This is a genomic window from Streptomyces sp. NPDC031466 (genome assembly GCF_055581265.1).
The window spans coordinates 105,377-124,886 of sequence record NZ_JBVIJT010000010.1 but is presented as its reverse complement, the minus strand read 5'-3'; the positions used below and the strand labels follow the sequence as shown (position 1 = coordinate 124,886).

Below are 19,510 nucleotides of genomic sequence, written 5' to 3'. Positions count from 1 at the left end.
TGGCGATCTCGACTCTGCTCGGAGCGCGCACGCCTGCCCAGGGTTCTGTTCGACCCTGGGTCTGGCAGAACCAGGCTTGGCCGACACTTGAGCCATGGACTTCCGCACCGAACTCGCCACGTTCCTCCGGTCCCGGCGCGCCCGCCTGAGCCCGGAGGACGTCGGTGTACGTCCGTTCGGCGGACGGCGGCGCGTGCCCGGTCTGCGCCGGGAAGAGCTGGCGCAGCTGGCGGGAGTCAGCGTCGATTACTACGTACGGCTGGAGCAGGGCCGGTCCCAGAACGTCTCCGACAGCGTCCTCGACGCGGTCGCCAAGGTGTTGAGGCTCGATGCCGCCGAGCGCGCGCACCTGGGCCACCTGACACGTGCCCTGCGCGACTCGCCCGCACAGGAGATCGCTCCGCAGCCGGTCCGCGCCGGCATCCAGGTGCTGCTGGGGGCGCTCGACGAGGTGCCCGCCTACGTCCTCGGCCGGCGCCTCGACATCCTGGCCTCCAACCGTCTGGCCCGGGTGCTGTTCGGCGACTTCGACGCCCTGCCCGCCGAGCGGCGCAACGTGGCCTGGCTGCACTTCCTCGACCCGGGGGCCCGAGAGCGGTACCCGGACTGGGAGCAGACGGCCCGCGACACCGTGGCCGCGCTGCGCATGGACCTGGGCCGCTATCCCTGTGACGACCGGCTGTGTGGCCTCCTGGGCGAACTCTCCGTCCGCAGCGACGACTTCAACCGCCTGTGGGCCGAACACCATGTACGGGAGAACTCCCACGGCATCCAGCGCATACGCCACCCCGCGACCGGCGAGCTGCCCCTGCTCCGCGAGACACTCCGCCTGCCCGACGAGCCGGACCAGGCCCTGGTCACCTTCGTGGCGGAGCCGGGGTCGCAGGCCCAGACGGTGCTCGGCGCACTGGCAGATCGCGGTCTGGTCGCGGCGGACCAGGCGGGCACGGGCCGCTGTCCCGGAACTGACCGTCCTGGCCACCCGACAGCCGTGCCGTCGATCCCCTCCGACGACGCGTGCCGTACCTGGTGGGTGTGCACGTCATAGCAAGTCGAACGATGTCCCGCACCGACCCGCCAGGCACGCCCTGGAAGGTGACACCACGGGCCCCGTTCGCAGACGTGCCCCCGGCCGATGCCCCGGCCCTGACCCTTGACGCCCAGCCTCGAACCTCGCGCCGCCGGCCTCCTCGCTGACCCTGTCGCAGGCCTCTCAGCCCTGCCTCTCAGCCCTGCCGGTCCCTGCCTCTGGATTGGCCGTGCGCTTGGGCGGTGCCGCGCGGTCTTATTCCGTGGAGCGTCGCCGTCACGCCCGCGAGCAGCAGGCCGGCCAGCACGAGCGGGGCGGCGACGAACCACGGCGCTTTCCAGGCGCCGCCCACGTCGCCCGCGTAGACGACGGCGACTGCCAGCAGGGAGAGGCCCGCCACCAGCTTGCCGGGGTGGAATTCATGACGCAGCACGGGTCACCTTCGCTTGTCCGACGCCCACTTCGAGCCGCAGATCGATCGTGCCGCCGTCCTTACTGCCCGAGGGCGGTTTCAGCGTCACGTCTTTCTCGCGGTCCGGAGCGACGTCCAGGTCCTTGTTCTTGTCGTTCGGCAATCCGATGGCGCCGAGGCCCACTTCCGCGTGCAGCCGCACGGTGGCGTTCTTCGGCACGATCACCCGCAGGTCACCCATGCCGACCTCGGCGCTGGTCTCCAGCGTCCGTCCCTTGCCGACGTCGATCCGGCTCAGGTCGAGCTTGCCGGTGCCCAGGCCCACCTCGTACTGGGGGCGGACGTCCGCTGCCGACTGGGGTATCCAGTCCGTGCGGACGTAGTCGGTGGTGATGTTCTCCGGCAGGGCCGCCGCGCCCGCCAGGAGGCCGGCCGTGAGCACCGCGAGCACGATCGAACCCGCCCCGGTCCGTCCCAGGAAGGCGCTGACCGCGATGCCGAGACCGAAGACCGCGAGCGCGCATGCCAGGCCGGTCTGCAACGTCGTGCCGAGCGGGTGGCTCTCCCAGGTCAGGCCGGTGCCGAGGCCCCCGGCGAGCAGGGCGAGCAGGAAAACCCGGCCGCCGATCCTGCGCGGGCCGCGTGGTCGGGGAGGCGCGGGCGGCGGGGCGGCCGCTGTCTTGGCGCGCGGCACGCCCTGGTGGCCGCCCGTCGGCTGGTAGGCGATGTCGAGACTGGCGGGGCCCCAGAAATAGGAGGGGGACCGCTCGTGCGCGCCGTCCTTGGCCATGGGATCCCGCCACCAGGAAGGCCCGCCGGCGACGGGCGGCGCCTTGGCCTCCGGTGGCGCGTCAGCCGCGGCGTGCGCGGTGACCGGGTCGGGGTCGAGGGCCCCGCGCTGCTGAGACCAGTACCCCGCGCCCGCGAGGAGAAGGGTGAGGACAGCGGCGAACGTCAGCGCCCCGCCGTTGTTCAACAGAGTGAGGAAGACTCCGCAACCGACAAGTGCGAAGAGCACGGCCGTCAACGCCTGGCCGTCCACCCGGCCGGAGAGCAGCCTGCGCGCCTCGTTCTCCTCCTCGCCCTCGTACGGCACGAAGAGCCAGGCGAAGCCGTAGAACACCAGGCCGAGGCCGCTCGTGATCGACAGGACCACGAGACCGATGCGGAAGATCACCGGGTCCATGTCACAGTGCCGCCCGAGACCGGCGCACACCCCGCCGAGCTTCTTGTGCCGGCGGTCGCGGCGGAACTTCAGCTCCCCCACGGGCAGGCCGGCTTCCTCGCGACTGCCCGCGGGACCACCCGGCTCGCCGTACGCGTCGCGCAGGGCGACATGGATGGCGGCCTCGGTCTCCGTCTCGGCGGGCTGCTGATCTGTCATGTGTCCATGGTGACTGCCGCGAGCCCGCCGCGGCAGTCGGGACGACCCTGGCCCGACCCTGATATCACCCCTGAGACGACTCGGGCCACACCCCTGACAGGGACGGGGCGGGGGCCGAGATCAGGGAAGTCTCGGGGACCGACCCTGATGCCCGCGTGCGCGCCCGCGTGTGAATATCGAGGCATGCCGGAAGCCGCCGCACCGCCCATCGACGACGCCCGACCGCTGCGCAAGCTGTACCGCAGCGGTGACGGGCGTTGGCTCGGCGGTGTCGCACGCGGCCTCGCGGGGCATCTCGGACTGCCCGTGGTCTGGGTCCGGCTCGTCTTCGTCGGTCTGTTCACGGCGGACGGCCTCGGTGCTCTGCTGTACGCGGCGTTCTGGTTCTTCGTCCCGCTGGGCATCGGCGGCGTGGACGCCGAGCGGCCACCCGCGGCCGTCACGACCGAGACATCGCCGGACGGCCGCCGCAGACTCGTGGCGCGCAAGCCGGACAAGGGCCAGATAGTCGCGCTCCTCGCGATGGTCGTCGTCTGCATGGTCTTCGTCGGCAATGTGGAACTGGACGGCTCGACCAAGGCGTATGTGGTGCCGACCCTGCTCGTCGCCGCCGGTGTCGCCCTGGTCTGGCGCCAGGCCGACAATGCCCGCCGGGCCCGCTGGATGGCCGTCGGCCGCCGCCGGCGCACCATCACGCTCGCCCGATCGGCGGCCGGAGTGCTCCTGGTCGGCGCCGGGGTCACCGGCATCTTCGTGCTCCAAGGGTCCGCCGCACACCTGGGGGCCGTGCTGCAGGCCGCGCTGGCCGTGCTCGTCGGCGTCGCCCTTCTCGCCGGCCCCTACCTCGTCCGCATGATGCAAGACCTCTCCGAGGAGCGGCTGATGCGCATCCGCGCCCAGGAGAGAGCCGAGGTCGCCGCTCATGTGCACGACTCCGTGCTGCACACCCTGACCCTGATCCAGCGCAACGCGGAGAGCGCGGGCGAGGTGCGCCGCCTCGCCCGCGCGCAGGAGCGCGACTTGCGGGCCTGGCTCTACAACCCCGAGGGGACGGGCAAGGATGAGGACGAGGAGCCCGACACCCTCGCCGAGGCGGTCCGCCGCAGTGCGGCGGAGATCGAGGACAAGCACGGGGTGCCCATAGAGGTCGTCGTGGTCGGGGACTGCCCGCTCGACGAGCGGCTGACCGCCCAGATGCAGGCCGCGAGGGAAGCCATGGTGAACGCCGCCAAGTACGGTGGCGAGGGCGGTGCGGTGCAGGTCTTCGCCGAAGTCGAGGGGCAGACGGTGTTCGTGTCCGTCCGGGACCGCGGACCCGGCTTCGACCTGGATTCCGTTCCCGACGACCGCATGGGCGTACGAGAATCGATCATCGGCCGCATGCAGCGCAATGGCGGCACGGCGCGATTGCGCGCGGTGCCGGGCGGCGGCACGGAAGTCGAGCTGGAGATGGAGAGGACGGCGACGACATGAGCGACGCGACCGAGGCGGGCGAACCCGCGGAGCCGACCGGTTCGGACGAGGGCGGTGCGGGTGGGCGTCGTGTGCGGGTCGTCCTGGTCGACGACCACCGGATGTTCCGTACCGGGGTGCGGGCGGAGATCGGCCGGACCGACATCACCGGCGTCGAGGTGGTCGGCGAGGCCGCCGACGTCGACCAGGCGGTCACGGTCATCAGGGCCGCACGCCCCGAGGTCGTCCTGCTGGACGTGCACCTTCCGGGTGGCGGAGGCGTGGAAGTGCTGCGCCGCTGCGCACCGTTGATGGCCGACGCGGAGAGTCCGGTGCGTTTCCTGGCGCTGTCGGTCTCCGATGCCGCCGAGGATGTCATCGGCGTCATCCGGGGCGGTGCCCGGGGCTATGTCACCAAGACCATCACCGGTACGGACCTGGTGGACTCCATTTTCCGGGTGCAGGACGGCGACGCGGTGTTCTCGCCACGCCTGGCCGGCTTCGTCCTCGACGCCTTCGCCTCCACGGACGCGCCCCCGATCGATGAGGACCTGGACCGATTGACGCAGCGGGAGAGGGAGGTCCTGAGGTTGATCGCGCGGGGGTACGCGTACAAGGAGATCGCCAAGCAGCTCTACATCTCCGTGAAGACGGTCGAGTCGCATGTCTCGGCGGTCCTGAGGAAGCTTCAGCTCTCCAACCGCCATGAGTTGACGCGGTGGGCGACGGCGCGGCGGCTGGTCTGAGGTGCTGAGGGGCTGCTGCGGAGCCGGTCGCGCAGCGGCCGGCCGGTACGGGGGCTGACTGCGCGAGGTTCGGGGTGCGAGGCACGGGGCGCGGCCAGGTTGGCTGGGTGCCGGGTGCTGCCTCGAGCGTCGGGTGCCGCCCCTGGCGCCGGGTTCTGCCTCTGGCGTCGGGTGCCGTCCCTAGGCGTCGGGTGCGCCGGGTCGCCCTGAGTGGTGGGCGCCTCGGGGGACGACCTGGGCAGCGGGGCCGCCAGGGTCGTCCCGGGTAGTGCCGCCGCCTGGGCCGCCCTCGCGCGGTGCGCGGTCAGCTTGGTCGGCAGAGGGTGCCGTCCAGCGGGGGTCGGTAGTGGCTGTCGCCGGCCCATCGAACCCGCACCTCGCGGGAGGAGCGCGGCTTCCGCACCGCACACGGGCGAGTACTCGGGGCCGGCGTGACCAGCGCTGAGTATTCGTAGACGGACTTCGGGAAGGGGGCTCGGTGGAGTCGCGCTAGGGGTGCGTGCCGCCGGGGGCCGGGAGCGGCGCCAGTACCCGCAGGGCCCAGCGGTAGTGGGTGAGGGCCTTGGCGGCGCCCAGCAGGCCCGTCAGCCACAGGAGGAGGCCCGTGCCCATGCCGAGGGCGACGTCGGCGTACGTCTCGTGGCCGGGTTCGGCGTACGCGGCCGACTCGAAGGACGCCCACAGGCCGAGCGCGCACACGGCGAGGGAGGACAGGAGCCACAAGAGGCTGAGGCCGGGGGAGCGCAGACGGGCGTCGGACGCCGGGTCTCGGTCCAGGGCGATCCAGGCGTCGGTGAGTTCTCGTATCCGCCGGTCGCGGCGGAGGCTGAGGACGACGCCGACCACCGAGGGCGCCAGCGCCGCGAGGCCGAGGACCGCGAGGACCGGGCCGAGGATGAGCCCCGTGGCGTCCTTCTCCTCGATGAGTTTGATCGGCTGCATCAGCAGTGCCCAGCCGATCACGGCGCCGAGACCGCACAGCCACAGGAACAGGAGCCGGTGCACCCCGAGGTGGCGTCGGCGGAGTTCGTGGAGGGCCATGCCCCGGTCGGTGAGCAGCGCCCGACGGTCCGGCCAGGTGCGCAGCTGCGCGGGAGGGGGAGGCGGCGGCAACGTACGGCTGGGCATGGACCCGACAGTACTGGGGGCCGTCGGGCCGGTTCACACCACCCGGGTGGCGCCCGCGAACGGCATGTGGTCGATCGGTGCGAGCCGCACCGGGGCGCTCGGGTTCGGGGCGTGGATCATCTGGCCGTTGCCCACGTAGATGCCGACGTGGCTGATGCCCGAGTAGAAGAACACCAGGTCACCGGTGCGGAGTGCGGAGCGTGCGACGCGCTCCCCGGCGGCGATCTGGGCGTAGGTGGTGCGGGGCAGCGAGACGCCCGCCGCCCGGTAGGCGGCCTGGACCAGCCCCGAGCAGTCGAAGGCGTTGGGGCCCGTCGCGCCCCATACGTAGGGGCTGCCGATCGCCTTGTAGGCGTAGGAGACGGCGGCCGCGGCGCGGGCGTTGGGAGCCTTGGACGGTGCGTGCGGCTGCGGGGTCCGGGTGTGCGAACGGGTGACCCGGTCGGTGTTGTCGTCCGCGAGCTGTGTGCGCTGCTCGGCGTCCGCGAGCTGTGTGCGCTGTTCGGCGGTGAGCCGGGACAGCAGCCGCTTGGCCTCACCGAGTTTGCCGGTGATCGTGTTCTTGTGTTTCCGCAGTTCCGCCTGGCGCGAGCGGAGGGTGGAGAGGTGACCGTCGGCCTCGGCGTGCAGCTGGTCGATCTGACGGAGCTTCTTGCGCACGTCCCTGATGGCGGCGGCCCGGCGGTTGCCGGCCCGGTCGGCGAACGAGGCGCGGTCCAGGAACTGTTCGGGGTCGGAGGAGAGCGCGAGCTGCACGGAGGGGTCGATGCCGCCCGCGCGGTACTGGGCGGCCGCGTATGAACCGAGGCTTTCGCGGGCGGAGTTGAGTTCGGCCGTCTTGCGGGCCGCCTCGTCGCGCAGCTCGCCGAGGGAGGTCTCGGCCTTCTCGGCCTTCTCCTTCACCCCGTTGTACTTCTCGGTGGCGATCTCCGCCTCCCGGTGGAGCGCGTCGACCTTGGACTTCACCTCGGCGGGGCTGAGCCGGGGGTCCGCGTGCCCGGTGCCGTCGAGGGCGGTCACCGAAGCGGCTCCCGCCAGGGCGAGGGTGGCGGCGGTGCGGGCCGCACGGCCGGTGAGCAAGCGCTGTCGGGGTTTGCGGTGCGCTGCCACGAAGGGGGCTCCTTACCTGACCGGCGACGGCCCGCACAGGGGGAGCGGGCCGCCGCCGGGTTTCTCGGCGGTGATGACCGACTGCCGCCCTGGACGGGCGGCGGTGGGGATCCGGTCACCTGGTGAAGGACGCTAAACCCGGACGTAACGGCCCGGTGAGGGCTTGCGTGCAACTGACGGAAGTGGGCGGAACGGCGACCATGTATGCCCGTTCCGGATGCGGATTCGATGACCTACTTGTCATGAGTGTGGCCATTGTGGTGGCTGTGCCCCAGCTGTCCGTCGCGGGGTGATAAGGGGCCGCCCGAGGTGGGCGACGTGGGGCCGGGCTAGGCTCCGGCCTCATGGACGTACTCATCCATCTCTTCGTCGGCCTGCACATCATCGGCATCGCCTCGCTCCTGGGCGGCTTCCTGACCCAGATGAAGCAGATGGGCCAGGGCACCGCCCGCTTCAGCCCCGCGATGCTGCACGGCGCGTTGACCATGCTCGTGACCGGTGCCGTCCTGGTGGGCCTGAACCAGGCCGACGACAACCCGGTCAACAACCTCAAGATCGGCATCAAGATGGCCGTGCTGATCGTGATCCTCGCGCTGGTCTACGTGAAGCGGGACGAGGAGAAGATCGACAAGGGCGTGTTCGGCGCGGTGGGGCTGCTGACGACGGCCAACATCTTCATCGCCGTGCTGTGGACCTGATCCCCCCAATGACGGCCCTCCGGTAACGGCCCTCCGTTAGCGACCCTCTACGCGCGCGTGGCCCGCACTCCGCGAAGAGTGCGGGCCACGCGCGCGTAGAGGGCGCTCACCAGGGTTATGCCGGGCGCACCACACTGTGGATGGGCAGGTAGGAGATCGCCTCGACACGGACGTTCGCGCCCGGCCTCGGGGCGTGGATCATCGTGCCGTCGCCGATGTAGATCCCCACATGACTGAGGTCGTCGTAGAAGAACACCAGGTCACCCGGCTCGGCATCGGCGGTTCTCACGGTTGTGCCCGCCTTCGCCTGATCCCATGTGGTGCGCGGCAGGGAGATCCCGACGGCCTTCCACGCGTCCTGGGTGAGCCCGGAGCAGTCGTAGGAATCCGGACCGGTGGCGCCCCAGACGTACGGCTTGCCGAGCTGGGCCCGTGCGAAATCGACGACCTTCGCGGCCTTGGTGGAGTACCCGCTGTCCGTGCTCCCCGACCCGGGAATCGACCCGGGGATCGACCCGGGACCCGACCCGGCTCCGGTCCCTGAGCCGCCGTCCTGGCCCTCTCCCGCACCCTCGGCCTGCCCGCCCCCGTGCCCCTGCCCCTGGCCCCGATCCGTCTCCTTCCGCGCCGCCTCTTCGGCCTTGTGCTTGCGCTCCGCCTCGGCGGCCTGTTCGCGCGCCAGTCCCTCGGCCTTGCGCTCGGCCTCCCGCTCCCGCTTCCGTTCGGCCGCCGCGAGCCGTGCCTTCTCCTCGGCGGTCAGCTCCGAGAGCAGCTCACGCGCCTCGCCCAGCTTCTTCTGGACGGTCCGCTTGCTCGTCCTGAGGCCGTCGCGGGAGTCGCTCAGCGTCTCGAGGCTCTGCGCCGCCCTCGCGCGCTGTTTCGTCGCCGACGCCTGCTGCGCCTGGTAGTCGTCCACGGCCTTTTTCTGCCGCGCGGTCAGCCGGCCCGCCAGGTGGTTCTGGTCGAAGTAACCCTGAGGGTCGTCGGCCAGCATCATCGCGGCCGTATGGGAGGCGGCGCCGGTGCGGTACTGCGCGGCGGCGTAGGAGCCGAGCTTTTGACGTGCCTCGTTCAGCTTGTCCGCGCGCTGGGCCACGTCGTCGAGCAGGCGGTCGGTCCTCCTGCGCTGCTTGTCGGTCTTTTCCTTGGCCGAGTTGTACTTCTGGGTGGCCACGCCCGCCTGGTGGTAGAGGTCGTCGACCTTCTTCCGCACCTCTTCGAGGCTGGGTCCTTCGGGGCCGGGCTCTTCGAGGCGGGGCCTCGTCGGCTCGGAGGGGGCTGCCTGCGCGCTCTGCGACAGGAGGGCCACGGAGGTCAGGGCCGCCGTCGTGATGCCGACGGCCGGGGTGGTGCGGGTCCGGGGTGCGGTCGGCCGGGTCCGTGGCTTGCGGTGCGACGCCAAGGGAGGCGACTCCTTCCGTAGACCGCCTACCGGGTTAGCTGTCGGGTTCGGGCGGGTGCTCCGGAAGGTTGCCCTACGGTCCCGTACTGCGTACGGGACCGATTCACCCCAGGTTTTCGGTGGGTCCCCGGCTCCGAACGCGTCGGACTCGGCGGAGGCCACCCGCTCCCGGCGAGGTTCGCCGGCGGGGGACGAGCGGCCCGCGCAGCACGCTAGCCAACTCGTGAGGCGGGTGTGAAGGTTGATGTTCGATATGCCCGATACATTTCCGTGACTTTACGAGGGCCTTGATGCGGGCGTGAGGTGAGCATGACGCGGGAAGCCCGGGGGCCGCTGCGGAGCGTGAGCGTTCGTGGGCGGGGCGTAGAGGAAGGTGAGCCGGTCACCGGATGTGAGTCACCGGCGGATGTGAGGTGGTCGGAACCCGGGGCGGTTTGTCAGTGGGGCCGCCTAGACTCGGGAGGCGATGAGCAGCCTCTTTGATGACAGCTTCCTGGCGGACCTGCAGCCTTCCCGGGCCGCGGACGAAGAGCCCCCGCCGCCGCCCGAGGACAGCGCTCCGGAACCCGTTCCGGACGACTTGTTCAGCGGGAAGTTCGACGTGCCCATGACCCGGGACACGCACTACCGCGACGGTGCCCCGCGCCCGGTCATCGACCCGGCGACGCTCCTGGAGGGGCTGAACGAGAACCAGCGCGCGGCCGTCGTGCACGCGGGCGCCCCGCTGCTCATCGTCGCCGGCGCCGGCTCCGGCAAGACCCGCGTGCTGACCCACCGCATCGCGTACCTCCTCGCCGAGCGCGGTGTGCACCCCGGCCAGATCCTCGCGATCACCTTCACGAACAAGGCCGCGGGCGAGATGAAGGAGCGCGTCGAGCAGCTCGTGGGCCCCCGGGCCAACGCGATGTGGGTGTCGACCTTCCACAGCGCCTGCGTCCGCATCCTGCGCCGCGAGTACAAGAAGCTGGGCTTCACGTCCTCCTTCTCGATCTACGACGCCGCGGACTCCAAGCGCCTGATGGCCCTGGTCTGCCGCGATCTCGACCTGGACCCCAAGAAGTTCCCGCCGAAGTCCTTCAGCGCCAAGATCTCGAACCTGAAGAACGAGCTGATCGACGAGGAGGACTTCGCGGCGCAGGCGGCCGACGGCTTCGAGAAGACCCTCGCCCAGGCCTACGCCATGTACCAGTCACGCCTGCGCGAGGCGAACGCGCTGGACTTCGACGACCTGATCATGACGACGGTCCACCTCCTGCGTGCCTTCCCGGACGTCGCCGAGCACTACCGCCGCCGCTTCCGGCACGTCATGGTCGACGAGTACCAGGACACGAACCACGCGCAGTACGCACTGGTGCGCGAGCTGGTCGGCCCCTCCGGAGGCGAGGGCGACGACCCCGCGGAGCTGTGCGTGGTGGGTGACGCGGACCAGTCGATCTACGCCTTCCGCGGTGCCACCATCCGCAACATCCTCCAGTTCGAGGAGGACTACGCCGACGCGACGACGATCCTCTTGGAGCAGAACTACCGCTCCACGCAGACGATCCTGACCGCCGCCAACGCCGTCATCGAGCGGAACGAGAGCCGGCGCCCGAAGAACCTGTGGACCAACCAGGGCGCGGGCGCCCGCATCACCGGCTATGTCGCCGACACCGAGCACGACGAGGCGCAGTTCGTCGCCGACGAGATCGACCGGCTCACGGACGCGGGTGACGCGAAGGCCGGCGACGTCGCGATCTTCTACCGGACGAACGCCCAGTCCCGTGTCTTCGAAGAGATCTTCATCCGTGTCGGCCTGCCCTACAAGGTCGTCGGCGGCGTCCGCTTCTACGAGCGCAAGGAGGTCCGCGATGTGCTGGCCTACCTGCGCGTTCTCGCGAACCCCGAGGACGCGGTCCCGCTGCGGCGCATCCTCAACGTCCCCAAGAGGGGCATTGGCGACCGCGCCGAGGCGATGATCGACGCCCTCTCGCAGCGCGAGAAGATCTCCTTCCCGCAGGCACTGCGTCGCGTCGACGAGGCGTACGGAATGGCGGCCCGCTCCACCAACGCCGTCAAGCGGTTCAACGCGCTCATGGAGGACCTGCGGACCATCGTCGAGTCCGGCGCGGGCCCGGCCGTCGTCCTGGAGGCCGTGCTCGAACGGACCGGCTACCTCGCCGAACTGCAGGCGTCGACCGACCCGCAGGACGAGACCCGCATCGAGAACCTCCAGGAACTCGCCGCCGTCGCACTCGAATTCGAGCAGGAGAACGCGCAGGGCAACGAGCGGGCGGAAGGCGAGGAGGGGGCCGCCGCTCCGGCGGGCACGCTCTCCGACTTCCTGGAGCGCGTCGCGCTCGTGGCCGACTCCGACCAGATTCCGGATGAGGAGGACGACGGCTCCGGAGTCATCACGCTCATGACGCTGCACACCGCCAAGGGCCTGGAATTCCCCGTGGTGTTCCTGACCGGTATGGAGGACGGCGTCTTCCCGCACATGCGCTCCCTCGGGCAGGTCAAGGAGTTGGAGGAAGAGCGTCGCCTCGCCTACGTGGGCATCACGCGTGCGCGGGAGCGGCTCTACCTGACCCGGTCCTCGATGCGCAGCGCCTGGGGCCAGCCCTCGTACAACCCGCCGTCCCGCTTCCTCGAAGAGATTCCGGATACGCATCTGGACTGGAAGCGGAAGGGCTCCGTCGGCCCCCTCGCGTCCTCCGGTCCCGCCGGTGGCATCGCCTCGTCGCTGTCCTCCTCGCGCTCGCGCACCGGTGGCGCGCAGGGCTTCGCGACCCGCCGCGCCTCGGAGAAGCCGGTGGTCTCGCTGGCGGTCGGGGACCGGGTGACGCACGACCAATTCGGCCTGGGGACCGTGGTCGGGGTGAAGGGCACGGGGGCGAACGCCGAGGCGACGGTGGACTTCGGTGAGCCCAAGCCGAAGCGGCTCCTGCTGCGGTACGCGCCGGTCGAGAAGCTGTAACGCCGAGGGCGGGAGCCCGATGGGCCGCGCCTTCGCCGGCGGCGGCCCATCGGCGAGCCGCGCCCGGCGGGGCGGCCTCGGCTACGTCGGGTCGAGGCCGTGGCTGCGCAGCCACGGCAGCGGGTCGATCGCCGAGCCGTGGCTGGGGCGCACCTCGAAGTGCAGGTGCGGGCCCGTGGAGTTGCCGGAGTTCCCGGAGAAGGCGATGGTCTCGCCCGCCTTCACCGGACCGCTGGAGATCTTGTGCTGGGAGAGGTGGCAGTACCACGTCTCCGTGCCGTCCTTGGCGGTCACGATCGCCATGTTGCCGTAGGCGCTGTTCCACTTCGTGGTCACGGTGCCGTCGGTCGCGGCGAAGACCTCTGTGCCGTACGAGACCGGGAAGTCGATGCCGGAGTGCGCCGACATCCAGTTGACGCCCGCCTGTCCGTACTGCGCGCTCAGCCCGTGCTGCTTGACCGGCAGGACGAACTTGGGGCGCATGCGTTCCTTGCGCGCCGCCTCCGCCGCCGCCTTCTTCTGCGCGGCCACCTTCTGGGCCTTGAGGTCGATGCGCTCCTGCGTGCGGCTCGCCCGGTCAGCGAAGTCACCCGCGTCCGCGGAGAGGTTCGCCAACTGGGTGTCCAGCTTGTTGTTGGCGGTGGAAGGCTGCACGGACGCGGCGTCCGGGACCGAGGCCGCCGTCTCCTTGTGGTCGTCCCCGCCGAAGCTGCCCACGGAGGCGGCGGCCACTCCGGCGACGCCCATCACGCAGGCCGAGGGCACGGCGACGGTCAGCAGAGCGGAACGCTTGGCGGGAGTGCGGCGGCGGGTCCTCGACCGGCCCGCTCCAGATCCGCCGCTCTTGCCGCGGGCGGCGCGGGGCGCGGGGACCGGGACGTGCGCGGCGGGCTCGTGCTCCGCGTCCTCGTACGGGTCCTCGTCCCCGCCTTCGTAGGCGTCCGCGTCCGCGGATGCGGCCTCGGCGGAGATCTCGTACTGCTCGGTCAGTTCGTACCGCTCGATGCTCTCGTACGCCTCACCGGCCTCGTACGGCTGCGGAGGCTCAGATTCCGCGGACTCGTGCGTCGAGGGCGTCCCGTGTGACGAGTGCGTCGCATGTGTCTCGTGCGACTCCCGCGACTCACCGGCGGAGTTCCACGCGGTGGCGTCGTAGGCGCCCGTGTCGAAGGCCTGGGTCTCCCACTGGCCGGTCGTGGGCGCCTGGCTCCAGTCGGTGGTGTCCCACTGGCCCGTGCTGTCGGGGCCCTGCTGGGAGGGAATGCCGACGAGGTGCTGATAGGCGCCGGTCGACCAGCCGGAGGTGTCGTGACTGCCGGTGTCGTGGGCGCCGTGCTGTTGCCCGGCGTACGTGTCGTAGGCGGCCGGCTGCCGAGAGGCGTCGTCCGCCTGCTGACGGGTGTCCGGGGCGGTCGCCCACTGGCCGGTGTCGTACTCGGCGCCGCTCATCTCGCCGAAGAGCGGGTCGGTCGCGAAGGTGCCGGTGTCGAAGACCCCGGTGTCGCAACTGCCGGTGGAGTAGGCGTCATAGCCGTAGCCGCCGTGCGGGGCGCTTTGCTGGTCGTACGTCGCGTAGTGGGGGTAATCGGCGCCGGGTGCCGAGGGCGGGGGAGTCGAGCTCCCCGACGGGTGACGGTCGTTCACCAACTTCTCTTTCGCCTCGGCAGCAGGGGCAGAGCAGTGCGGCGACTGTACCCGGCGGTATGCGGGCGCGACAATCTTCGGCAGGTTTCATGGTTGCAGTAAACGGGCATTCAGCCTTCTTTCGGGGGACTATGGGCATCGGCTTGGTACTGCGTTCGACCCTTGTTCGAGCCGGGACGGGATGTGCGGCTGTGAATGCGTGAGCAGCCGTCATCGGCCAAGAGGTCAGGCGACCGTGAGTCCGCCCGGTGCCCCCTTGGCATCCGCCCCCGGTTCGGCCAGATCGAGCGCTTCGCGCACGCCGTTCGCGACCGCCGGATGGACCGGCAGCGCGAGATGGCCGATTCCGGTCACCTGGATGTTCTGCGCGAGCAGGTCGGGATGGTCGACACAGGCGGTCTCCGGCGGGTCCATGACCTGGTCGAGATCGCTCCAGAAGCTCACGAACTGCGTACGGCAGTCGGGCGCGGGTTCCTTCAGCTCCTCGATCACGGCGGACCCCGGACGCATCTGCCGCACGATCGGGTGAGCGTCCGCGAGCGGTGCGACGCGGGTGCCCGTGTGCGGGGTGCCGAGCGTGACCAGCGTGCGGACGCGTACGTCCCCGCCGAGGCGCTGGGCGTAATAGCGGGCGATCAGGCCGCCGAGGCTGTGGCCGACGATGTCCACCCGGGCGTGGCCGGTGCGCTCGCACAGCTCCTCGACGCGCCGGCCGAGTAGCTCGGCGGCCGTGGGGATGTCGCAGGTCAGCGGTGAGTAGTTGAGCGACTCCACCCGGCGCCCGCCGTGCTGGGTCAGTGCGCGGCGGAGCAGGACGAACACGGAGCGGTTGTCGGCGAAGCCGTGCAGGAGGAGAACCGGGGGGCGCCCGTCAGGGGGTAGGCGGGGCGCGTCGGGTGGCGGCTGGACGGGCATCGCCCTGCGCTCCTGGGCGATGCCCGAGGGATAGAGGACGAGGTGGCCCGCGAGGATCGCCACTTCCAGGGCGGTGGCCTTCAGGAGCGCTCCCGAGAACCGGCCCGCGATTCTGCCGGGCAACGCGGGCAGGGCCCCCAGCACGGGCAGTGCGGGCAGCGCGGGCAGCATCGGCAGTGCGGACAGGCCGGGCAGGGCGGAGAGCATCGGCAGTCCGGACAGGCCGGGCAGGGCGGAAACCGAAAGCGGCGAAGGCAGGGACGGTAGGGAGGGCAGCGAAGCCCAGCTGGGTCGCGGCCTCCCCCGTACCAAGGGCAGGAAAGGCAGGGTCCGCAGCGTCGACAGCGCGGGCAGCGGCAGCAGTGCCGAGAGCCCGGTCCCGGGCGGTCTGGGCAGCGGAAAACCGCGGGCGCGAAAGGGGCGGGCCCCGGTGACCGGCATCGTCGACCTCCCGACCGGCAGCACGGGAGGACGGCGCCGTCCCCCGTGTGCCCTAGGGGGAGTCGTGGGCAAGGAGAGTCGGTCGCGCGACGGGGCCGCGGATGCCGGCGTACGAACGGCACCCTGCCCCCGTCGCGTCGCCGATGCACCGCACCACCACGCCGGGCGGCTGTCGGCGTGGTGGTCCGGCGATCTCGATGCGGCTCCCCTCGCGCCTGGTCCGCGAGCGGGGCGTGAACCCCCGCTCGGTGGACGGCGCGCAGCGAATGTGTCCCACGTGTGATTTCCCCCTCCCTCTCCGCCGCGAAACTGCCGCTTGCGCGATGCTGGAGATAACGTTCGTTCACTTCCCCCGTCGTCGCGGCGCGGGGTGTCCGTGCTCGGGCATGCTCGGACAGATGGATGTCGGTACGGATATCGGTACATGGAGGCAGTGATGGGTGTGGCAGCCGGGCCGATCCGCGTGGTGGTCGCCAAGCCGGGGCTGGACGGGCACGACCGTGGAGCCAAGGTGATCGCGCGGGCGTTGCGTGACGCCGGTATGGAGGTCATCTACACCGGGCTGCACCAGACGCCCGAGCAGGTGGTGGACACCGCGATCCAGGAGGACGCCGACGCGATCGGCCTGTCCATCCTGTCCGGGGCGCACAACACGCTCTTCGCGCGGGTGATCGAGCTCCTGAAGGAGCGGGACGCGCAGGACATCCTGGTGTTCGGCGGCGGCATCATCCCGGAGGCGGACATCGCGCCGCTCAAGGAGAAGGGCGTCGCGGAGATCTTCACCCCCGGGGCCACCACGACCTCGATCGTCGAGTGGGTCCGGGCCAACGTGCGGCAGCCCGCCGGGGCCTGACCTCCGGGTGCCCCGGGTCCTGGCTCAGGGCCGGCCCCACCCCCGGCATCAGCGCGCCCGCGGCTCCACTCCGGTGCCCGGGGGCCGAGGAGCGGTGACCGGTGGCGACAGTTCGTCACGTATCGCCGCGCGCAGCCGCAGGGTGGTGACCAGGCGCTGGAACGCCTCCGACCAGTAGCCGCCCGCTCCGGGTGAGGCGTCGTCCGGTTCGTCCGGGACCGCGGTGAGCGACTCCAGGCGGACCGCTTCCTCGGGGTCGAGGCAGCGTTCGGCCAGACCCATGACGCCGCTGAAGCTCCAGGGGTAACTGCCCGCGTCCCGCGCGATGTTCAGGGCGTCGACCACCGCGCGGCCCAGCGGCTCGGCCCAGGGGACGGCACACACGCCGAGCAGCTGGAACGCCTCGGACAGGCCGTGCGAGGCGATGAAGCCGGCGACCCACTCGGCCCGCTCCGCCGCGGGCAGCGAGGCGAGGAGCTTGGCGCGTTCGGCGAGCGACACGGCTCCGGGGCCCGCCGCGTCCGGGGACGTGGGGGTGCCGAGCAGGGCCCTGGACCAGGTCGCGTCCTTCTGGCGTACGGCCGCACGGCACCACGCGGCGTGCAGCTCGCCGCGCCAGTCGTCGGCGACCGGAAGCGCCACTATCTCCGCCGGGGTACGCCGGCCGAGCCGGGTCCGCCAGATGGCGAGCGGTGCCGCCTCCACCAGCTGGCCGAGCCACCAGGAGCGCTCGCCCCGGCCGGTCGGCGGCTTGGGGGAGACGCCGTCCCGCTCCATGCCCGCGTCGCACTCGTGCGGGGCCTCGACCATGAGGGTCGGCCGGCTCGACACGTGGTCCACGGCCACGCAGGACGCCGCCCGGGCCGCCATCCTCCCGGCGAGCGCCGAGCCGGGAAGCGAGGAGAGCAGCTCGGCGGCGGTGGAGCGGACGTTGCGGCTGCGGTCGGTGAGGGCCCGCTCCAGGAACGGTTCGTCCGCGGCGGACAGGCCGGTGCGGAGGGAATCGAGGAACATCAGGCGGTCCTCCGCCCGCTCCGTCGCCCACGTCGAGGCGAGCAACTCCCGGGCGGCCGCGGTGTCGTGCGCGCGGAGCGCGGCGAGCAGCGCGACCCGCTCCGCGAAGAGGCCCTCTTCCCACAGCCGGCGGACGTCGGCCGTGTCGTCCGCCGAGGGCAGCGCCACACCGCCCCCCGGGGTGGCACGGAGCGCGAACCTCCAGTCGGGGTTGAGCCGGGCGAGCCACAGGGCCCTGGGGCCCCCGAAGGTCAGCGCCTGGGGGCGCAGGTCCGTGCGGCCACGCGCCGCGTCGAGCAGGGCGGGCAGCAGCTCCGGCGGCGCGCCGTACCCCCGGGCGTTGGCCAGGGCCAGCCACTGGGGGAGCAGCTCCATCAGGTCGGGTGTCACACCGCGCCTGCCACCGCCGCCGGTGCCGGGCCGGCCGGTGAGCAGCGTGGCGAGCCTGCGCCGGGCGGCGGGGGGCACCGCAGGCCTCGGATCCCGGGCCGCGGGTTCGGGCGGGGTGGCGGCCGGCGCCGGGCGCAGTCCCGCTCTGCGGCGGACCGTCTGTACCGCCGCCTCGTCCAGGAGGGCGGCCGGCGCCGTCTTGCCGGGCGCGGTGCGGTCGGCGGGCAGTGCGCGTCGGTCGGTGCCGAGCAGGGCCGCCGTGATCAGTTCCTCCCAGGAAGCGCGTCCGGCGGCGGGAGGAGTGCCGGTGGGACTAGGAGGTGGCCCTGCAGCCGCTCCAGCGGCACTACCAGTGGGAACGTCGGCGGGAGTGGCGGGCGCGGGCCGCCGCGCCGCTGCGGGTGAGGCGGTCATCTGCTCCTCCTGAGCGGGCCTGCTGCTTCTTGCGCGGGTCGGCTGCTCCTTGCGTGGGCCCGACCCTCCTGACGGGGCCGGCCCTCCTGGTGTTCGTGGGTCAGCACAGCGGCACCGTCTCTCCCGTGTCCCGGGCCCACGCGGCCAAGGGGGTGAAGCCCCGGTGGCCGCACTCGCCGAAGACCGTCAGCGGTGCGCCCGCGGACAGGGCGACCAGCCGCCAGAGGCCCGGAGCGGGAGTGGCGGACGTCATGGGCAGCGCCAGCTTCCCGTCGGCGTCGGCCAGTTGCCATGGCTGTCCGGCCGGTTGTCGCCCCTGCTCGACGGGGGTCGGTATGACGTCGCGGAGCGTCACGGGCCAGGCGTCCAGCCAGGGGTCGTCACGCAGCGCCTCGCCGTACAGGGCGGCGGCCTCCTCCGTCCGTACGCCCGGCGGGCGCCGTGTCGTGGGCGCCGGGGCCGTGAACTGCTCGCCCAGCTCCGCCCGGAGCTGCCGCGCCCCCGGATAGGCGGTCAGCTCCGCGTCGAGGGCGAGGCCCACCGGCAGGGCGAGTGACGGGGGGCGGCCCGCCGCACCGTAGGAGAGGAGCAGCGCCGTGCGGCCTGATTGCGTGCCGTGCAGCCAGGCGCGGCGCGTGGTCAGCTTGCTGTCCCCGGTGTCGTACTGCGCGAGGACCAGCCAGTGGTCCCGCAGGGGCGGCGCCTCGGGCCGGCCGGGCAGGCCGACGCGGGAGCGGACGGTGGCGGCCAGTTCGGGCGGCAGCTCGTCGCGGCGGAGCCAGCCCTGGTCGAGCAGGTGCAGCAGGGCGCACTCCTCCAGCAGGCGCACCGGCCAGCCGGGTCCCGAGGACGGTATGGCCCCCAACTCCCGTACTCGTGCGGCAAGACCGGGGGCCTGCGCGTCGACCATGCGGGCCGCCGTCTCCTCCCACAGGCCGTACCCCGTCTGTTCGGCGGAGGCGGTGCCGGAGCGCAGCAGGTCGCACAGGCGCTGTTCCAGTTCCGTCGCCCCCGCGGTGATCCGCTCGGCCCGTCTCTCCGCCCTCTTGCGGGCCGCCTCGGGATCCGCCGGGGCGGCGACGGGTGAGGTGGCCGAACTCCCGCCGCTCGCGGTGGTGTTGCGGCGGGAGGCCAGCCAGTCCTCGGCCCACGCGGGCGGGGCGCCGTCCGGCACGGTGCTGTCGCCGGCGGCCCAGACCAGCAGCAGCCCCAGCGCGTGCTTGCACGGGAACTTCCGGCTCGGACAACTGCACTTGTACGCCGGACCCGCCGGGGCCGAGATATCCACGATCGTCTGATACGGCTTGCTGCCGCTGCCCTTGCACAGCCCCCACACCGCCCCCTCGCCGGAACTGCCCGCCTCCGACCATGGGCCGGCGACGCCGAGTCTGCTTCCCGTCTTGCGCGACGGGGCGTCAGGCGCCAGTGCCAGCACCTGATCCGCCGTCCAGCGCACCCCCTGCTGAGTCATGTCCCGAAGGTAGGCCCCGCCACTGACAATCGACCCCGGCGCCGGTATCC

The 19,510-nt window shown here is 71.9% G+C and carries 15 protein-coding genes and 1 riboswitch; of the genes, 6 read left to right on the top strand and 9 right to left on the bottom strand.

The window, feature by feature from the left end:
• Nucleotides 1-94: 94 nt before the first annotated feature.
• The gene (locus tag ACZ5GP_RS25095) at nt 95-1,048 is read left to right on the top strand and encodes a helix-turn-helix domain-containing protein (RefSeq protein WP_468752976.1); all 954 of its coding nucleotides are present in this window, start codon (nt 95-97) and stop codon (nt 1,046-1,048) included.
• A 178-nt stretch (nt 1,049-1,226) separates the two neighbouring features.
• On the opposite strand, the gene ACZ5GP_RS25090 is transcribed toward ACZ5GP_RS25095, so the two are convergent.
• Together ACZ5GP_RS25090 and ACZ5GP_RS25085 are read right to left on the bottom strand one after the other, a co-directional pair.
• The gene (locus ACZ5GP_RS25090; protein ID WP_468752975.1) at nt 1,227-1,463 is read right to left on the bottom strand and encodes a hypothetical protein; all 237 of its coding nucleotides are present in this window, start codon (nt 1,461-1,463) and stop codon (nt 1,227-1,229) included.
• The gene (locus ACZ5GP_RS25085) at nt 1,450-2,826 is read right to left on the bottom strand and encodes a PspC domain-containing protein (RefSeq protein WP_468752974.1); all 1,377 of its coding nucleotides are present in this window, start codon (nt 2,824-2,826) and stop codon (nt 1,450-1,452) included. The genes ACZ5GP_RS25090 and ACZ5GP_RS25085 overlap by 14 nt, the downstream gene beginning before the upstream one ends.
• Nucleotides 2,827-3,009: 183 nt before the next feature.
• Here ACZ5GP_RS25085 and ACZ5GP_RS25080 point away from each other — a divergent pair, with 183 nt between their 5' ends.
• Both ACZ5GP_RS25080 and ACZ5GP_RS25075 read left to right on the top strand, forming a co-directional pair.
• On the top strand, nt 3,010-4,299 hold the full coding sequence (locus tag ACZ5GP_RS25080; RefSeq protein ID WP_468752973.1) for a PspC domain-containing protein: 1,290 nt from the start codon (nt 3,010-3,012) through the stop codon (nt 4,297-4,299).
• Nucleotides 4,296-5,024 carry a LuxR C-terminal-related transcriptional regulator gene (locus ACZ5GP_RS25075; protein WP_468752972.1) on the top strand — a complete coding sequence of 243 codons (729 nt, stop codon included), beginning with the start codon at nt 4,296-4,298 and terminating at the stop codon, nt 5,022-5,024. Before ACZ5GP_RS25080 ends, ACZ5GP_RS25075 begins: the two co-directional genes overlap by 4 nt.
• Before the next feature lie 489 nt (nt 5,025-5,513).
• On the opposite strand, the gene ACZ5GP_RS25070 is transcribed toward ACZ5GP_RS25075, so the two are convergent.
• Together ACZ5GP_RS25070 and ACZ5GP_RS25065 are read right to left on the bottom strand one after the other, a co-directional pair.
• Complete coding sequence (locus ACZ5GP_RS25070) at nt 5,514-6,152, bottom strand: hypothetical protein (protein WP_468752971.1); 639 nt, start codon at nt 6,150-6,152, stop codon at nt 5,514-5,516.
• A 33-nt stretch (nt 6,153-6,185) separates the two neighbouring features.
• A complete protein-coding gene (locus ACZ5GP_RS25065; protein WP_468752970.1) occupies nt 6,186-7,262 on the bottom strand; it encodes a C40 family peptidase in 1,077 nt (358 codons plus the stop codon).
• Nucleotides 7,263-7,606: 344 nt separating this feature from the next.
• Here ACZ5GP_RS25065 and ACZ5GP_RS25060 point away from each other — a divergent pair, with 344 nt between their 5' ends.
• Entirely contained in the window at nt 7,607-7,960 is a 354-nt protein-coding gene (locus tag ACZ5GP_RS25060) for a hypothetical protein (protein WP_468752969.1), read from the top strand.
• A 115-nt stretch (nt 7,961-8,075) separates the two neighbouring features.
• Here ACZ5GP_RS25060 and ACZ5GP_RS25055 read toward each other — a convergent pair whose 3' ends face one another.
• Nucleotides 8,076-9,362 carry a C40 family peptidase gene (locus ACZ5GP_RS25055; protein WP_468752968.1) on the bottom strand — a complete coding sequence of 429 codons (1,287 nt, stop codon included), beginning with the start codon at nt 9,360-9,362 and terminating at the stop codon, nt 8,076-8,078.
• A gap of 8 nt (nt 9,363-9,370) precedes the next feature.
• A riboswitch (cyclic di-AMP (ydaO/yuaA leader) is annotated at nt 9,371-9,526 on the bottom strand.
• 302 nt (nt 9,527-9,828) lie between these two features.
• On the opposite strand from ACZ5GP_RS25055, the gene pcrA reads away from it, so the two are divergent.
• Entirely contained in the window at nt 9,829-12,318 is a 2,490-nt protein-coding gene (pcrA, locus tag ACZ5GP_RS25050; RefSeq protein WP_468752967.1) for a DNA helicase PcrA, read from the top strand.
• Between the two features lie 81 nt (nt 12,319-12,399).
• On the opposite strand, the gene ACZ5GP_RS25045 is transcribed toward pcrA, so the two are convergent.
• Together ACZ5GP_RS25045 and ACZ5GP_RS25040 are read right to left on the bottom strand one after the other, a co-directional pair.
• Nucleotides 12,400-13,962 (bottom strand): M23 family metallopeptidase, encoded by a 1,563-nt coding sequence (locus ACZ5GP_RS25045; RefSeq protein ID WP_468752966.1) that lies wholly within the window; start codon nt 13,960-13,962, stop codon nt 12,400-12,402.
• Between the two features lie 225 nt (nt 13,963-14,187).
• Nucleotides 14,188-15,084, bottom strand: a complete 897-nt coding sequence (locus ACZ5GP_RS25040) for a lipase family alpha/beta hydrolase (protein WP_468753163.1) — start codon at nt 15,082-15,084, stop codon at nt 14,188-14,190.
• Between the two features lie 670 nt (nt 15,085-15,754).
• Here ACZ5GP_RS25040 and ACZ5GP_RS25035 point away from each other — a divergent pair.
• On the top strand, nt 15,755-16,171 hold the full coding sequence (locus ACZ5GP_RS25035) for a cobalamin B12-binding domain-containing protein (RefSeq protein ID WP_358589627.1): 417 nt from the start codon (nt 15,755-15,757) through the stop codon (nt 16,169-16,171).
• Nucleotides 16,172-16,219: 48 nt separating this feature from the next.
• Here ACZ5GP_RS25035 and ACZ5GP_RS25030 read toward each other — a convergent pair whose 3' ends face one another.
• The gene (locus ACZ5GP_RS25030) at nt 16,220-17,989 is read right to left on the bottom strand and encodes a DUF5691 domain-containing protein (protein ID WP_468752965.1); all 1,770 of its coding nucleotides are present in this window, start codon (nt 17,987-17,989) and stop codon (nt 16,220-16,222) included.
• A 100-nt stretch (nt 17,990-18,089) separates the two neighbouring features.
• On the bottom strand, nt 18,090-19,460 hold the full coding sequence (locus tag ACZ5GP_RS25025) for an SWIM zinc finger family protein (RefSeq protein WP_468752964.1): 1,371 nt from the start codon (nt 19,458-19,460) through the stop codon (nt 18,090-18,092).
• Nucleotides 19,461-19,510 lie beyond the last annotated feature (50 nt).

Excerpts from the sequence above, each read along its gene's own strand:
- ACZ5GP_RS25035 (WP_358589627.1), top strand. The coding sequence starts at position 15,755 with ATGGGTGTGGCAGCCGGGCCGATCCGCGTGGTGGTCGCCAAGCCGGGG.
- ACZ5GP_RS25025 (WP_468752964.1), bottom strand. The coding sequence starts at position 19,460 with ATGACTCAGCAGGGGGTGCGCTGGACGGCGGATCAGGTGCTGGCACTG.
- ACZ5GP_RS25040 (WP_468753163.1), bottom strand. The coding sequence starts at position 15,084 with ATGCTCTCCGCCCTGCCCGGCCTGTCCGCACTGCCGATGCTGCCCGCG.
- ACZ5GP_RS25060 (WP_468752969.1), top strand. The coding sequence starts at position 7,607 with ATGGACGTACTCATCCATCTCTTCGTCGGCCTGCACATCATCGGCATC.
- pcrA (WP_468752967.1), top strand. The coding sequence starts at position 9,829 with ATGAGCAGCCTCTTTGATGACAGCTTCCTGGCGGACCTGCAGCCTTCC.
- ACZ5GP_RS25080 (WP_468752973.1), top strand. The coding sequence starts at position 3,010 with ATGCCGGAAGCCGCCGCACCGCCCATCGACGACGCCCGACCGCTGCGC.
- ACZ5GP_RS25095 (WP_468752976.1), top strand. The coding sequence starts at position 95 with ATGGACTTCCGCACCGAACTCGCCACGTTCCTCCGGTCCCGGCGCGCC.
- ACZ5GP_RS25085 (WP_468752974.1), bottom strand. The coding sequence starts at position 2,826 with ATGACAGATCAGCAGCCCGCCGAGACGGAGACCGAGGCCGCCATCCAT.
- ACZ5GP_RS25075 (WP_468752972.1), top strand. The coding sequence starts at position 4,296 with ATGAGCGACGCGACCGAGGCGGGCGAACCCGCGGAGCCGACCGGTTCG.
- ACZ5GP_RS25070 (WP_468752971.1), bottom strand. The coding sequence starts at position 6,152 with ATGCCCAGCCGTACGTTGCCGCCGCCTCCCCCTCCCGCGCAGCTGCGC.
- ACZ5GP_RS25030 (WP_468752965.1), bottom strand. The coding sequence starts at position 17,989 with ATGACCGCCTCACCCGCAGCGGCGCGGCGGCCCGCGCCCGCCACTCCC.